Origin of the sequence: Photorhabdus akhurstii, assembly GCF_019090985.1 — a bacterium.
In the GTDB taxonomy this organism is placed as follows: domain Bacteria; phylum Pseudomonadota; class Gammaproteobacteria; order Enterobacterales; family Enterobacteriaceae; genus Photorhabdus; species Photorhabdus akhurstii.
On record NZ_CP020335.1, the window covers coordinates 2247878 to 2262352 of the forward strand.

At 37.9% G+C, this 14475-nt stretch carries 17 protein-coding genes; 9 read left to right on the forward strand and 8 right to left on the reverse strand.

Features of this window, described 5'->3' with window-relative positions:
- Positions 1-21: 21 nt before the first annotated feature.
- Positions 22-285: a hypothetical protein gene (locus B0X70_RS09755; RefSeq protein WP_241509783.1), complete on the reverse strand. Its 264-nt coding sequence runs from the start codon at positions 283-285 to the stop codon at positions 22-24.
- Positions 286-896: 611 nt separating this feature from the next.
- Between B0X70_RS09755 and B0X70_RS09760 the strand changes: the two genes are divergently transcribed.
- From B0X70_RS09760 to B0X70_RS09795, 8 genes are all read left to right on the forward strand, one after another.
- Complete coding sequence (locus B0X70_RS09760) at positions 897-2873, forward strand: type VI secretion system Vgr family protein (protein ID WP_217471399.1); 1977 nt, start codon at positions 897-899, stop codon at positions 2871-2873.
- Positions 2866-3708: a DUF4123 domain-containing protein gene (locus B0X70_RS09765; RefSeq protein ID WP_217471400.1), complete on the forward strand. Its 843-nt coding sequence runs from the start codon at positions 2866-2868 to the stop codon at positions 3706-3708. Before B0X70_RS09760 ends, B0X70_RS09765 begins: the two co-directional genes overlap by 8 nt.
- A gap of 25 nt (positions 3709-3733) precedes the next feature.
- A complete protein-coding gene (locus tag B0X70_RS09770) occupies positions 3734-4003 on the forward strand; it encodes a type VI secretion system PAAR protein (protein WP_110091297.1) in 270 nt (89 codons plus the stop codon).
- Positions 4004-4012: 9 nt separating this feature from the next.
- Positions 4013-5605, forward strand: coding sequence for a hypothetical protein (locus tag B0X70_RS09775; RefSeq protein WP_217471401.1), 1593 nt, complete (start codon positions 4013-4015; stop codon positions 5603-5605).
- A 62-nt stretch (positions 5606-5667) separates the two neighbouring features.
- On the forward strand, positions 5668-6528 hold the full coding sequence (locus tag B0X70_RS09780) for a hypothetical protein (protein WP_246593484.1): 861 nt from the start codon (positions 5668-5670) through the stop codon (positions 6526-6528).
- Positions 6529-6637: 109 nt separating this feature from the next.
- Complete coding sequence (locus B0X70_RS09785; RefSeq protein ID WP_246593485.1) at positions 6638-7531, forward strand: hypothetical protein; 894 nt, start codon at positions 6638-6640, stop codon at positions 7529-7531.
- Between the two features lie 138 nt (positions 7532-7669).
- Positions 7670-8590 (forward strand): hypothetical protein, encoded by a 921-nt coding sequence (locus tag B0X70_RS09790; RefSeq protein ID WP_217471403.1) that lies wholly within the window; start codon positions 7670-7672, stop codon positions 8588-8590.
- Positions 8591-8707: 117 nt separating this feature from the next.
- Positions 8708-9628 (forward strand): hypothetical protein, encoded by a 921-nt coding sequence (locus B0X70_RS09795; RefSeq protein WP_217471404.1) that lies wholly within the window; start codon positions 8708-8710, stop codon positions 9626-9628.
- Between the two features lie 307 nt (positions 9629-9935).
- Here B0X70_RS09795 and B0X70_RS09800 read toward each other — a convergent pair whose 3' ends face one another.
- The 6 genes from B0X70_RS09800 to B0X70_RS09825 all read right to left on the reverse strand — a co-directional run bounded on the left by B0X70_RS09800 (position 9936) and on the right by B0X70_RS09825 (position 13508).
- A complete protein-coding gene (locus B0X70_RS09800; RefSeq protein ID WP_011146193.1) occupies positions 9936-10310 on the reverse strand; it encodes a type II toxin-antitoxin system RelB family anti-toxin in 375 nt (124 codons plus the stop codon).
- 77 nt (positions 10311-10387) lie between these two features.
- Positions 10388-10648: a type II toxin-antitoxin system RelE family toxin gene (locus B0X70_RS09805; protein ID WP_036807473.1), complete on the reverse strand. Its 261-nt coding sequence runs from the start codon at positions 10646-10648 to the stop codon at positions 10388-10390.
- Between the two features lie 439 nt (positions 10649-11087).
- Complete coding sequence (locus tag B0X70_RS09810; RefSeq protein WP_040152459.1) at positions 11088-11498, reverse strand: hypothetical protein; 411 nt, start codon at positions 11496-11498, stop codon at positions 11088-11090.
- 5 nt (positions 11499-11503) lie between these two features.
- Positions 11504-12040, reverse strand: a complete 537-nt coding sequence (locus B0X70_RS09815) for a LemA family protein (protein ID WP_040152474.1) — start codon at positions 12038-12040, stop codon at positions 11504-11506.
- 11 nt (positions 12041-12051) lie between these two features.
- Entirely contained in the window at positions 12052-12933 is an 882-nt protein-coding gene (locus tag B0X70_RS09820) for a hypothetical protein (protein ID WP_214038967.1), read from the reverse strand.
- Positions 12934-12950: 17 nt separating this feature from the next.
- Complete coding sequence (locus B0X70_RS09825; RefSeq protein WP_217471405.1) at positions 12951-13508, reverse strand: LemA family protein; 558 nt, start codon at positions 13506-13508, stop codon at positions 12951-12953.
- 355 nt (positions 13509-13863) lie between these two features.
- Between B0X70_RS09825 and B0X70_RS09830 the strand changes: the two genes are divergently transcribed.
- Complete coding sequence (locus B0X70_RS09830) at positions 13864-14061, forward strand: zinc ribbon domain-containing protein (RefSeq protein WP_157297619.1); 198 nt, start codon at positions 13864-13866, stop codon at positions 14059-14061.
- 74 nt (positions 14062-14135) lie between these two features.
- Here B0X70_RS09830 and B0X70_RS09835 read toward each other — a convergent pair whose 3' ends face one another.
- Complete coding sequence (locus tag B0X70_RS09835; protein ID WP_217471406.1) at positions 14136-14420, reverse strand: CopG family ribbon-helix-helix protein; 285 nt, start codon at positions 14418-14420, stop codon at positions 14136-14138.
- Positions 14421-14475: the final 55 nt, after the last annotated feature.

Genomic DNA, 14475 nt, shown 5'->3' on the forward strand with positions numbered 1-14475 from the left:
TTAAAAATATATTGTTGAAATTTAAACTTCCGCCAATGGATGAACGGGGAGAAACTGAGTAATTACCGCTTCTGCGTGTTGGTAGTTACTGAGATTAATAACTACAACTTTGTAGAAGTAAACCGCATTAGGTACTCTGCGGAAAAATTTAGTTTCACCGGGTTGAATATCGATAAAAGCATACTGATTGTAATCTCCGAATGGAGGCGCCCAGTAATTTACGGCTCTAATTGGTGCGGGACCTCTATTTTCTATATTGAAACTAGGATGATGAGTAGTAGGCATTATTATATTCCCACCAGTATAAAGCTCAAAAGTTTGATTAGGGTTTATATATATCAGTCTCATTTTATTGTTTCCTTATCATGACGATTATTATGTTACATATAGTACAGATAATCTTATCTGCGAAATTTAACTTAACACTTTCCCATAACAGTTAAATATTGAAATTTATCAGTGATGTAAAAGGAATAAGATAAATGAATTTATCGTATTTGAATTCCAATCTAATAAATAAAAAAATATATTGTTGTTTGAAATATTACGCTAATTTTGTTTTCTCTTTTATTTTTGTTACTGATTCAGGCCAGCAATTTTGGTTAATAAAATCATTATAATTCATTTTAACGTAACCCATTCAATATATTGAAATTTTATACCAAAACCCCTTCTTTTTATTAGAATAAAATGTCGTTTTTTCAAAAAAATAAGTTGATTATTTCTTCCATTTCCTACCCTCCCGTTCATATGTTGAACAGGGAAAAGTTTGGTTAATGAATCTGCCGGTGAATATGTTCGGTAATCATTTAAGTAAAAGAGGGTGAAATTATGGTTGTTTTACATGATCTATTTAATTCCCAGAGCCTCAACCTCACGGGATCAGGAGGAATGTAATGGCAGATTCAGGATTGATTTTTACACTTACTGTTGGCTCTCTTCCGGAGAAAACTTTTGCTGTGGTGGAGTTTACTCTAGATGAAGCGCTGTCAGAGTTATTTTGTCTGAAGGCGACATTAACCAGCGCTGATCCGGATATTAATTTCGCTGATGTTCTGGATAATGTTGCGACATTGACTGTTTATCGCGATGGAAAACCAGAACGCAGTATAACTGGAATTGTGACTCAGTTTGAACAAAGCAGGACAGGTCGTCATCGCAGTTATTATGCCTTGACCATTCAACCTGCTTTATGGCGTGCGGGATTACGAGTTAATTCCCGTATTTTTCAGCATCAATCTGTTACCGAGATTATTGAAATATTATTGAAAGAAAATGGTATCAGAGAATTCTATTATAAATTGCGATATGAACATCCTGAACGGGAGTTTTGTGTGCAATATGATGAGAGTGACTTGGCGTTTCTCCATCGTTTATTGGCTGATGAAGGGATATTTTATTATTTTAGTTTTGACCACAAGCCGGGTGAATCGATAATTGCTTTTAGTGATACTCAGCGGATACATAAAACATTTTCATTGCCCTATCACCCAGAATTGGACGATACAGGAAGCCAATGCAGTATCAATCGATTCTGCTGGCGTGAACAAGTCGGGATTGCCAATATTGAGTTGAAGGATCGTACTTTTAAAAATCCACTGTGGGGGGCTGACTATTACTATCACGAACGCCAAATTAATCACCAGCGTTCAGATTTGCCCAGTTACACTTACTATGATTTTCCCGGACGCTTTAAAAAAGGTGCGATTGGCGAACGCCTGAGTCAATTTCGTTTGGAAGCACTCCGCACTGACACTATGTTTGGCCGCGCACAAAGTGACTGTTTTGCTCTGGCGCCGGCATCAGGGTTTACACTTACTGATCATCCGAAAGAGCAATTTAATACCCAGTGGCTGGTGATTAAAATCAGCCATTACGGTAGACAGTCGCAGGCGGATGAATCTCTTTTCGGTAATGCAGGAACGACCTTAACGAACGATTTCACCTTTGGCGATTGCAACCGGGTATGGCGTCCTTCGCCTTATCCCAAACCGCGCATTGACGGCCTACAAATTGCGACAGTGGTTGGCCCGGAGGGGGAAGAGATCTTTTGTGATGAATACGGGCGTGTTCGGGTACAGTTTGCCTGGGATCAATATGGCGAATTCAATGACCGAAGTTCCTGTTGGATCAGAGTCAGTCAGGCTTGGGCCGGCAAGCGTTGGGGTATGATCGCTATCCCTCGTGTGGGTCAGGAAGTACTGGTGGATTTTCTGCATGGCGATCCAGATCAGCCAATTATTATTGGGCGTACCTATCATACCAGTAACGTTGTGCCTAACGATTTGCCGATAGCAAAGACCCAGATGTCAATTCGTTCAAAAACCTATAAAGGGGATGGTTTTAATGAACTGAGATTTGAAGATGAAAAAGATCGGGAAGAGGTATTTATTCGTGCTCAGAAGAATCTGGCGATTAAGGTGCTGAATTCCCGGGATGAACGAATTAATTACAACCGTACAACCAGCATTGGCCATGATGATGAACTGGTGATTGCCAATAACCGTAAAGTCACTGTTGATGGGCAGCAGGAACATAAAACCACTGGTGACTATATCGATCAGGTTGATGGTGACAAAACCTTGCAGGTCAAAGGCGATGTAATACAGAAAATACAGGGCGTATTCAGCATCGATACCAATGATGACATTACGATAAAAGGCGGCGGCAAAATCACCCTGAAAGTAGGTGATAATTTTATTGTTATTCATGGTGGCGGCGTAGATGTCAAAGGTGCGTCTATTAACTTAAATTCAGGTGGTAATCCCGGCGTCTTATTGCAACCGGTTAATCCGGCGATTTTGCAGAGTGCGGCTCATGCCGGTTCGATGTTTGTCGCACATTGCCCGAAGGGGAAAGATAAAAATGGTTAAAGAAAAACTGTATGCTGTCGTTGACGCCGCGACAGAATCCAAATGGTTTCTTATATTGGAGTATTTTGATCCGCCTTTTACCTGTCTTTATGATGAATCTTTACCGCCTGAATTGCTTAAGGTGGCGCCTTATTTAGTGGAAGTGACAGAAAAGTTAAAACTTTATCTGGAAAACTGTGAAATCCCTTGGGGGATTTTCTTAAGCTCTCAGGCGGATATGAAAACATTACGTCGACATTTGCGTAAATATTTACAAGTATTATTACCTGAACAGGATAAACCGGTATTTTTCCGGTTTTATGATCCGCGTAATATCTGGGAGTTTCTCAATGTCCTCAGTGACTGGGAAATTCACTGTTTCATGGGGCCGATAGATAAAATTGCCACCAACTATCAGGGCAATATTCAAAGTCATGATTTTATGGCTAATAGAGAGCAATATCCACGGGGCGCCAGCAGCAAAAGAAAGCTATTATCGATTACGCCAGAACAACTGGAAAAGATTGAAATCGCTTTTGCTGAACGTTATGTACAGACATTGGCAGCATTAATTATCGAATGGGAAACTATTGAGGATTTTGATTACGTTGGTTATATCCGGGGGATACTTACCGAGTTAAAAAATATCGGTATTACGGATGATCACAGTGTTCGGGGAATATTAAAATTATTCTTCTTACGAAGATATCTATCTGTTGAAAGATCGCCCACCCGCTGTAAAAGCATATTGAATAATATCTGTGAACCGGGACATATACGGGCCGAAAGATTGTTATTGCAGGAACTAGGTGATTCATCAGTACCTTGGTTCCATTTTAAAGACAAATTATTTTAATTTTGCCAGGAATGGAGGAAGAAATATGGGTAATGCGGTAAAGATTGGTGATATTGGCACAGCGCATGGTGATTGTGGAGCGACATCGGTTATTTCGGGATCGACCAGTGTGAAAGTTGACGGTATTCCTTTAGCTCGTCAGGGCGATAGCTTGGCGCCACACTCATCTCATTCACGCATAATTGCCGGTGGTTCCAGTACCGTTTTTGTTGATGGTAAACCTGCGGCAAGAACCGGTGATGCGGTGAGTTGTGGTGGAATTGTGATTGGTGGTGGTAGTGTTAATATTGGTTAAGGAAAAAACATGCTTTCAGTTAACATGAAAAGTGCGGTTTGTGATTGTAAAACTCCGGACCCTTGTGTTCACAAATTAGTGTTAAAAGTCGGGAAACGGGTTTTTCACTATAACCAGATTGAACCGATAGGGGATATTTGGGTGGTTGATGAAGCGGGGGGAATACCGGTGTCTGTTTCATTGGTGGGAAAACAGTGTATAACGGAAAACGCACACTGCCCTAAAGCGGTTTTCTATAGCCCGGATAACCCGGCATTTCAATTTTATGAATTGAGTAAAAATCCAATTAAGGGACCGGGAGTAGATTATGAAATCAGTTTTTCCCGTCATAGCTTGTCGGTCGATCCCATAGCAAATGATCCGTTAGGTTTTATTGCATCGTGGTTGTTTCAGAAGGGTGATCTGAATTATTTACCGCATACGGATTATATTCTGACCCTGACGCAATGTTACGGTCAGCCTTTTGCCCAGCGCTCATTTCTCTTGCCGGATGATAAAATGAAGACGGTGTTATTGGGGCTGGTGAACGCACTTGACACCAAAATCCATGTGTTGCCGCAATATGAATGGACACTGGATATAACGATAGGCGCAGAACAAGAGGCACGGGAAAGAAGTGCGGCGGAAAGAAAAGCGGAGGCGCTGAAGGAGAGAAAGAAAATCAATCCGAACGCGAAAAAGCCCGGTCAAAACTGGCATAAACACACGGCGGGTTATGAATTAACGGACACGTTAACTGCCGAAGGGAGTTTTGCTTATACACTAGGTCCTTATTCCCACACAGTCACTCGTGAACTGGAAAAAGAATTTAAAGAAAAACGTAAAAAACTGGGTCTGGTGAATAAAGGTTTTCAGGCGGTTGAGACGTTGCAAAAACTATTTTCCAGTGAAGGTAGTCAGGAAATTAAACTGTTGGAGGTGGAAATTCAGACTCCGGAAATAAAATTAAGCGGCGGCAGTAAACTGGTGAATGCCACACATGGCAACGAGGCTTATTTTGAGCATGCGGTTTCGGTAGCGTTAGCGCCGTTGATTGGGATGAAACTGCGGCTGGATTTAATTGAGGCTTTTGCGACGGAATTCGGGGGTGAGAAATTAATCGCCTTAATTCGTGAACAGGGATTAAAAGGTCAGGAGGCGGTAAAAGAGGGACGGAATGGGGCTTATCTGGGGGCACAATTAGATATGATTCTGGAAGGGGCGTTAAATCTGTCATTTAAATATGCCAGTAATGAAGAGCATAAAATGGAATTTCAACTGGGGGATATGGTAAGAGGCACGCTAGCGATAAAAGCGGAAACCAATATTCAAGCCGGGTTTAAATATTATCTGGTGGAGGGATATTTTAACGCGGAAGCGGATATTGAAGCAGAAGGATGTTTTGAACTGGATAAACAGGATAAGGAGTTATCTCTGGTGTTTTTTCATGAGGGCATCACCGCCAGTTATTATGTGGAGTATGGGGTGGGGAAAGGTATAGCTAAAATTAACAATGATTCTATCGAGCAAAAGAGTAAATCAAATGATAAGAAACAAAAAAAATGGGAGATATACCCGAAGTTACCAAAAGAAAAGTCGACATATAAATTGAGATTATCATAATGAAAAGAGTTTTTTTGTTCTTTATGGCATTATTTTCAATATCAGCTTATGGGAAAAACATTATGGATAAAGTTAAATATATCACTTACTTAGAAACTAATCGGGCACGTTGTGTCCTTAAGGTAAATGGTATTTATACTTTAAGTAATCTGAATTCAATGACTGGCACCATTTCGACAGGATATAATGTTGCACCATTATTGCAGAATGGTAAAAATACTATTCGTATTGAAATGGCTCCATTTAGTAATGCCGAAGAGGGATATATTTATAAAGATAAGAATGCAGAGTGTAAAGTTCGCTTGGTAAGGATGACTCCTTACCAGTCGGATGAAATCACGAATATTATTGCTGGTGTGGCAGACAAAAATGGCATAGCAGAGCCTAATAGTATGAAATCCATTAGTTTTAATACCGATACTGTGCAGTATAGTAAAATCACGGAAAATAATCTTAAGGATAGAGGTTTTTATTATGCAGAACGAACAGTCACATTAGATGATTTGCCTATCTGGGCCTGGACAATAGCAACTCCCTTACCAGAGACTGCGGCAAGTACAGAGTTGGTTAAAAAAGCTTATGAAGATATTTGGCAAATGTTGAAAAATCAGGATTTGATGGCACTGAAATCAGCCTATCAGTTAACGCTGCATGAGGAATCTCAAGCCAATGACAGTACTGAACAAATCCATTTTGACTCATTGGATTTTAAACATTACTTTGATAAAGGCTATCAAGCAGTACCGATAAATTGGAATAAATATAAATTAGTGCGCTATATGAAAGGAAGATTATTTCGATTTGAGCTTAATGATAGTATAAAGTCACCATTGTTAATTGAAGATAAAAATAATAGTGAGAATGGGTTTATATATAATCCTTTATTTTCTCTAATAAATGGGAAGGTGGTTATTTCTAGGTAATTATGTCCTTTCTTAAATAACTCAGTATTAACTGTTTTTTGTAGTTAATACTGAGGAGTAAGGAAATATAACTAAAATAGAAATCAACATATAAACTGAGGTTATTGCAATGAAGAAATCTTTTCTATTCTTTATGGTATTATTTTCATTATCAGCTTATGGGAAAAACACTATGGATCAAGTTAAATATATTACTTATTTAGAAACTCATCGGGCACGTTGTGTCCTTAGAGTCAATGGGATGTATACATTAAGTAGCTTGCATTCAATTACCGGCACTATATCGACCGGGTATAATATTGCACCATTATTGCAGAATGGTAAGAATACTATTTATATCGAAATGGCTCCATTTAGTGATGCAAAAGAAGGATATATTTATAAAGATAAGGATGCGGAGTGTAAAGTCCGGTTGGTAAGGATGACGCTTTACCAGTCGGATGAAATCACGAATATTATTGCTAGCGTGGCAGATAAAAATGGCATAGCAGAGCCTAATAGTATGAAATCTGTTAATTTTAATGTTGATACAGCACAGTATAGTAAAATAACGGAAAAAAACCTCAAGGATGAAGGTATTTATTATGCAGAGAGAACAGTGACATTAAATGATTTGCCTGTCTGGGCTTGGACTATGGCTACTCCCTTGCCGGAAACGGAAGCAAGCACCGAGTTAGTTAGAAAAGCCTATGAAGATATCTGGCAAATAATGAAAAATAAAGATTTGGTAGCTTTACAATCGTCAGCCAAATTAATGTTACATGAACATGCATTGGCCAATAACAGCACAGAGCAGGTTTTTTTTGATTCTCTAGATTTTAAGCAAGATTTTGATAATAATTATCAGGCAGTACCGATAGACTGGAGTAAATATAAACTGATACGTTATATGGGGGGGCGGTTATTTAGGTTCCAGCTTGAACATAGCAATAATTCACCTTTGTTAATTGAAGATAAAATAACAGTGAAAATGGTCGAACATTTAGCCCCTATTTTTCTCTAATCAATGGAAAAGTGGTTATTTCTAGATAGCTATGGCCTTTTTAAAATAACTCAGTATTAACTGTTTTTTGTAGTTAATACTGAGGAGTAAGGAAATATAACTAAAATAGAAATCAACATATAAACTGAGGTTATTGCAATGAAAAAATCTTTTCTATTCTTTATGGTATTATTTTCACTATCAGCCTATGGAGAAAACACTGTGGATAAAGTTAAATATATTAGCTATTTAGAAACAAACCAAGCACTTTGTATGTTAAAATTAAATGGGATTTTTATCTTAGATAATTTTGATTCAAGATCTGGTTCCATATCGACAGGTTACAATATTGCTCCATTGTTGCAAAATGGTAATAACATTCTCAGTCTTGATATGGGGCCATTAAGTGCTCGGGATGATAAATATGTTTATAAAGAAAAAAATGCGGAGTGTAAGGTTAGATTGGTGAGGGTAACTCCTTATGATTCCGATGAAATTACTAATATTATCACCAAAGTAGTAGGTAAAGATGGAATATTGAAACCTAATAGCACGCAGTCTGTTAATTTTAATATTAATACTGCACAATCTAGTAAAATTACTACGCAAGAATACCCAAATGAGTTTTATTATCATACAGAGCGGACAGTGACATTAAATGATCTGCCTGTGTGGGCTTGGACTACGGCTACCCCTTTACCGGAAACTTCGACAAGTACTGAATTGGTTAAAAAAGCTTATGAAGATATCTGGCAAATGTTGAAAAATCAGGATTTAACGGCACTAAAATCAGTCTATCAATTAACGTTGCATGAAGAATCTCAAGCCAATGACAGTACTGAACAAGTCCATTTTGATTCGTTGGATTTTAAACATTATTTTGATAAAGGCTATCAGGCTGTACCGATAGATTGGAATAAATATAAACTGGTGCGCTATATGGAAGGAAGATTATTCCGATTTGAAGTTAAAGATGGGATACAGTCTCCATTATTAATTAGGGACAAGAATGGCGAAAATGGATTTACATTTAACCCGTTGTTCTCTTTAATCAATGGAAAAGTGGTTATTTCTAGATAACTATGGCCTTTTTAAAATAACTCAGTATTAACTGTTTTTTGTAGTTAATACTGAGGAGTAAGGAAATATGACTAAAATAAAAATATAGAAATCAACATACAAACTGAGGTTATTGCAATGAAAAAATTCATTCTGTTTTTTATGATCTTATTTTCATTATCAGCTTATGGGAAAAACACTATGGATAAAGTTAAATATATCACTTATTTAGAAACAAACCGTGCTTATTGTGTTCTCAGAGTCAATGGGATCTATATTTTAAGCAATCTGGGTTCAAGGACTGGAACCATATCAACGGGTTACAATGTTGCACCAGTATTGCAAAATGGTAAGAATACTATTTATATCGAAATGGCTCCGTTTATTGATGTAGACGAGAAATATGTTTATCAAGAAAAGGGTACGGAGTGTAAGGTCAAACTGGTAAGGGTAACTCCTTATGAATCTGATGAAGTGACTAATATTATCGCCAGTGTGGCAGATAAAAATGGCACGTTGGAGCCAACCAGTATGAAATCTGTTAATTTTAATATTGATACCGCTCAGTACAGTAAAATCACAGAAAAAAATCTTAAAGATAGGGGGTTTTATTATGCGCAACGAATAGTGACATTAAATGATCTGCCTGTTTGGGCTTGGACAATGGCTACCCCTTTGCCTGAGACAGTGGCAAGTACTGAATTGGTTAAAAAAGCCTATGAAGATATCTGGCAAATAATGAAAAATAAAGATTCGGTGGCTTTACAACATGCCGCCAAAATAATGTTGTATGAACATGCACAGGCTAATGACAGTACGGAACAAAGTTATTTTGATTCTTTAGACTTTGGGAGAAATTTTGATGACGGTTATCAGGCTATACCGATAGACTGGAAAAAGTATAAGTTAGTACGTTATTTTGGAGGGCGGTTATTCCGGTTTGAAATTGAAAATAGTAATAATTCTCCATTGTTAATTAGAGATAAAAATGGTGAAAACGGTCGTACATTCAGTCCCTATTTTTCTCTAATCAATGGAAAAGTGGTTATTTCTAGATAACTATGGCCTTTTTAAAATAACTCAGTATTAACTGTTTCCGATAGTTAATACTGAGAGGTAAGGAAAGACTATGCTTTCGATTAACATGAAGAGTGCCATTTGTGATTGTAAAACCCCGGACCCTTATATTCACAAAATTAGTGTTAAAAGTCGGGAAATGGGTTTTTCATTATAATCAGATTGAACCGATAGGGGATATTTGAGTGGTTGATGAAGCGGGTGGTATACCGGCAGCAATTTCATTGGTGGGAAAACAGCAGGGTGAGATCTCACCCTGGTCGTATTGGTAACTTTTTACTAACTTTAATCAGTCGAGCACTAGTTGACTTATTCGGCAATCATATAAATCCGCTAATTTTTCAATCGTTGCTTTGCGTGGGCGATCTGATTTCTCAAACTGAGAAACGGCAGCTTGTTTTATACCCAGTTTTTCCGCTACCTCAGCTTGTGATAGTCCACGATAAATGCGCCAAGCGGCTTGTAGTGAAACTTCATCGTCTACCATGATAGAAACGACTTCATGAGGAATAGTTTCATCGTCATTTGGTCCCGTTGTATAGGGAATAATTTGATAATTTTCATCATGATCCGCAGCTGCCAACAGTCTTTCGTACTCGTCCATTGGCAAAATAACGGCTTGTTTTTTGCCATGCTCGTCTGTAATAAATTGAATACTAGCCATATTCTTTTGCTCCGTATATTTACGTAGTTACGTAGCCCTTAGAGGTAAATGGTTAAATGGGAAAATTCACCTATTTGTTAATAGGTTTTTATCTGGCGTCGCCTAATTTCCTGAATTTCTAGGATATTAGGTTCTCCATCCAGTAATTCAAACAAAACCCGATAATCGCCAACTCTGAGCCTATGTCTGTTATCGAATCCTGATAATTTTCTGATATCCAGGCCAACAAGAGGAAAATCTGTTAGCGAACTCACCTTTTGTTTTATCGTCTTCTGATATCGAGTATCGATCCTCGTTAGCTGTTTGATTGCAGCCTTAGACCAAATGACTTTAACCATTTCTTTCCCTATTTTAAAAGAGCATATCCGCTTTGGATACTCAAAATATAAGTATTTATTCTTATGTCATCAAGGTAAAGTCTTATATTTTAAGAAGAAAAATAAGGTTGCGTCCAGTAGAGTTCAATTTTTTATGATGAAATCAGATATAAATTTTATGATGATTGGAGTTTATTTTTTAATAAAATTCTTTCTCTGTTTTAAATGTGATTATAGAAATGAAGATTAGTTTCTATTTGTTTTTTTATATTGATTTTATTCCTAATTAAACTAAAGGGGTTTACCCCTTAAATAAAAGATTGTTGTTTATACCCATTATCTTTCAAGCTGCCTCTTTGTTGTTTGCACTTGCTCACCCCAGTCACATAGTTCGCTATGCTCCCGGGGATTCGCTCCCTTGCCGTCTCGATGCATCTTGAAATCCATAGAGTATATATGTTTATTTCCTCTGCTTTCTTTTCTTTTTCTTGGTATTATTTTTTCTTTCTATTTTCGAATGTCTTTGGCGCATGGCGTCATCCTCTTCAGCCAGTTCAAACACGGCTTCTTTATTAATAAACCAAAAAGACAAACAGGCTGTTTGGACAATAATCAAGCTCCAGAACAGGCGGATAATATCGTTTTTAAAGATTAAATAAATGACCGCGACACAGAGTAAATTAATAAAAGCAGAGGTTAATAGACTGATAGCCAGTGTCTGAATAACCTGGCTAATTACCGGTATTCGAGCAAAGGGAATTAGGCATAACATTGCACCCACAGGGCCGAAAATCGCCGTGACGATTAAAATACCCGGATTACCACGGATGGCATCAACAAATCCGAATAAATCAAATGGAATGGTAAACATGGGTTTTATCCTTGCATGGGGTTCAGCATTGGGCTAGGTTTATATCTTAATATCCGGGCGAAAATGATATTGGGAAACTGCCGGATTCCGGTATTGTAAAGAGTAACACTTTCATTAAAGAATTCACGTCTGTCTGCAATCTGATTTTCCAGCAGAGTGATCTGCGCTTGCAAATGTTGAAAAGATGGCTGACTAATTAGGGCCGGATAGTTTTTTGCAATTATCAGAAATGACAGCAACTGGTGTGCTAATGTATTACCTATTTTCACTTTTTCATCAGTTATTTTTGCACTGGGGTAGTTTCTCCTGACTTCTGATAGTTGCAGAAAGAGCGATTTTTCATGGGCCATTGCTTGTTCTGTTATCGTGATAAGCTGAGGAATTAAATCAACCTGTTTTTTCAGTAAAATATCAATATTGGCAAACGCTTTATCCCGGTATCTTTTTAACATAACGATTTTATTAAAAACGCCTACGAGATAACGAACCGCGATCATCAGAATGACGGCCAGAATAAGAAAAGCGAGAATATATCCACCCATTGCTGTTATCTCTAAAATAACCATTTCAATAATGGAGATTCACGATAAAAAACCGTTAAATGATGAGACTGATACTCATAAGGAACGGTCAGAATAAAAGCAATCAGGATTGCCGCGCTAATGACAGTAATTGCAAGATTACGGCGCATTGGCGCAACTTCATTCCAGGCACCTAAATATCCTTTAGAGGCAATCCCCAGTAATCTGTGAGGAGCCGCCTGAGTAATAACAACTTGATCGTCTTTTTCAATAGCTGTACCAATAATTGAATACTCTTCATTTGGAAATAACAAGTACTCTTGGTAAGAAACGGAATCGGTTTCATAGTTCTGATAAGAAGAAAAATTCACAAGTGTCAACGTTTCTGGAGTTGCATCAATACGGACTGATCCTGAATCATCGGTTAAAGTAAACCGACGGATTTTTTCTTCCGAATGACGTAAAGAATAACGTTTATCGCCTTCTGAATCTTCTGTGATATCATATTCATAATAGCGATAGCCATAACATAGCTTTCTACTCAGAGGGCTTTTAAAGTGAGTTCCCGCTGTTATTCTTCCTTCTACTTTTACCAAGCCCATAGCGATTGAACGGATTTTTGATGTGGGCAAAATTTTCTGAAATTTAAGGAATTTTTTTTCCGGTGTTGTTTTCAGACCGTTATAGATAAATAGTAATAAAATTAAGCCAAATAAGGCGCCGGGTGAAACAAAAAAGGCAATCAGAAAAATGGCAATAGCCGCCGAGCCTAAAATCACTTTCCAAATTTCCTTGCTGGCAAATTTACCGGACTGCCGTGCTTGTCTATAATACTCTGCCGCGTTTTTCCCAAACGAAAAGATTAATACACAGGAGAAAACAAAAATAAAAGTAAAAAATATCATAGTCATCATAAGGTTTACCATCTGATTTATTTAAACTTGATACCGTCATAGGCTTTTTCTGTCTGACTGATTTCTAACAAAGGCAGCCTCTGATAATGAAACATGCGGGCAAAAATCAGATCAGGGAATAGATAAATCGCCGTATTATACTCCGTTACTGCATCATTAAACATTTCGCGGCGATGAGCAATTTTATTTTCTAGATCCGTCACCGATGTCTGCAATTGTGAAAATTGGGAACCTGAAATCAATGTCGGATAGTTTTCAGCTACCGCCAGTACAGATCGGAATGCATTGCTCATTTCATTGGAGGCTTTGATTTTATCCGTGAGGGTATTGGCATTAAGATATCCCTGCCGTGCATCACTTAACCGAGTAAAAATATCACGTTCATGTTCCATAGACTTTTCCAGCACGGTCACAAGCTGCGGGATCTGTTCTGCACGCTGTTTTAAAATAACATCGATATTGGCAAATGTATTGCTTGTCTGCTCTTTCAGAGCAACCAGCCGGTTATAAATTGTGATCCCCCAGCCGATAAGTCCTACAGCAATGAGAGAGATAATAATAGTGGTTACTGTCATCTTTTTCTCCACGAAAATCCGGTTATATTTACTATATAAGTCATGCCCTCCCTGCTGACTGGGGTAGCCCCCCACTTGGTTTAACCTGCCATAATCATTTAGAAATGAGAATACAAGAGTATTAAGCATACTATATCGAGGACAGATTTAATTCAATAAATGCAATTTTTTAAAAGAAGATTTAATTGCATTTACTATGTGAATCTAAGGCAAGAAAAAAATTAAATCCCACCCTGGGCTTTATGACAGGCAGGTTTTAAACTGTTATTAAAAGTTATTGTTTTAATTATGGTTTTAATCGGTATAACGTTTTACCGTTGTTTTTATCGTTTTTAACACTTTGAAAAATGAATTAATGGATATGCAGAAAGGCGTGTATATCGTCAGGTTTGAACAATGGTACGCCAGTTTGAAAACGTGTCGTTGCTGTGGTGACAAAATACCGGAAATACCCTTAAAAGTGCGTTTCTGGCACTGCCCTGAATACGGTCTTGAACATGATAAGAGACATCAATGCCACATTAAATATCAAACAGCAGGGCATAGCTACTAAAGGGTTACTTGCCTCAATGTAGTTATATATTTCTTCACGGTCTTGAATGGCTTCTGGCGTCCAGAATAATTACATTACTTGGCCTCAAAACGGCGGAGTGTGGTTTTGCGGCGGGCTAAAAATTTAGCCTCAACTTGGTCGGCTGGCGCTAGATTGCCGGCATTGGCAGAAGCTTGGCCTATTTCTATTTGTCTGCGGAGCCAAGCATCATGAACGCTCGCTTCTTGTTGCTGACGCACGAAATCGCGCATGAAGTTACGTAGTAGCTGTGAACCTTTGCGATCGAGTGATTTCGCTGCCGCGGTAAAGTCATTTTTCAGGGTATCATCAACCCTAAAGGTAAAAGTAGTTTCGCTCATAGCTAATGATTCCATCGTAATGTGTTACAAAGTAAGTACAGTGTAGTACTTAAAT

Excerpts from the sequence above, each read along its gene's own strand:
- B0X70_RS09755 (WP_241509783.1), bottom strand. The coding sequence starts at position 285 with ATGCCTACTACTCATCATCCTAGTTTCAATATAGAAAATAGAGGTCCC.
- B0X70_RS09760 (WP_217471399.1), top strand. The coding sequence starts at position 897 with ATGGCAGATTCAGGATTGATTTTTACACTTACTGTTGGCTCTCTTCCG.
- B0X70_RS09765 (WP_217471400.1), top strand. The coding sequence starts at position 2,866 with ATGGTTAAAGAAAAACTGTATGCTGTCGTTGACGCCGCGACAGAATCC.
- B0X70_RS09770 (WP_110091297.1), top strand. The coding sequence starts at position 3,734 with ATGGGTAATGCGGTAAAGATTGGTGATATTGGCACAGCGCATGGTGAT.
- B0X70_RS09775 (WP_217471401.1), top strand. The coding sequence starts at position 4,013 with ATGCTTTCAGTTAACATGAAAAGTGCGGTTTGTGATTGTAAAACTCCG.
- B0X70_RS09780 (WP_246593484.1), top strand. The coding sequence starts at position 5,668 with ATGGATAAAGTTAAATATATCACTTACTTAGAAACTAATCGGGCACGT.
- B0X70_RS09785 (WP_246593485.1), top strand. The coding sequence starts at position 6,638 with ATGAAGAAATCTTTTCTATTCTTTATGGTATTATTTTCATTATCAGCT.
- B0X70_RS09790 (WP_217471403.1), top strand. The coding sequence starts at position 7,670 with ATGAAAAAATCTTTTCTATTCTTTATGGTATTATTTTCACTATCAGCC.
- B0X70_RS09795 (WP_217471404.1), top strand. The coding sequence starts at position 8,708 with ATGAAAAAATTCATTCTGTTTTTTATGATCTTATTTTCATTATCAGCT.
- B0X70_RS09800 (WP_011146193.1), bottom strand. The coding sequence starts at position 10,310 with ATGGCTAGTATTCAATTTATTACAGACGAGCATGGCAAAAAACAAGCC.
- B0X70_RS09805 (WP_036807473.1), bottom strand. The coding sequence starts at position 10,648 with ATGGTTAAAGTCATTTGGTCTAAGGCTGCAATCAAACAGCTAACGAGG.
- B0X70_RS09810 (WP_040152459.1), bottom strand. The coding sequence starts at position 11,498 with ATGTTTACCATTCCATTTGATTTATTCGGATTTGTTGATGCCATCCGT.
- B0X70_RS09815 (WP_040152474.1), bottom strand. The coding sequence starts at position 12,040 with ATGGGTGGATATATTCTCGCTTTTCTTATTCTGGCCGTCATTCTGATG.
- B0X70_RS09820 (WP_214038967.1), bottom strand. The coding sequence starts at position 12,933 with ATGATGACTATGATATTTTTTACTTTTATTTTTGTTTTCTCCTGTGTA.
- B0X70_RS09825 (WP_217471405.1), bottom strand. The coding sequence starts at position 13,508 with ATGACAGTAACCACTATTATTATCTCTCTCATTGCTGTAGGACTTATC.
- B0X70_RS09830 (WP_157297619.1), top strand. The coding sequence starts at position 13,864 with ATGGATATGCAGAAAGGCGTGTATATCGTCAGGTTTGAACAATGGTAC.
- B0X70_RS09835 (WP_217471406.1), bottom strand. The coding sequence starts at position 14,420 with ATGAGCGAAACTACTTTTACCTTTAGGGTTGATGATACCCTGAAAAAT.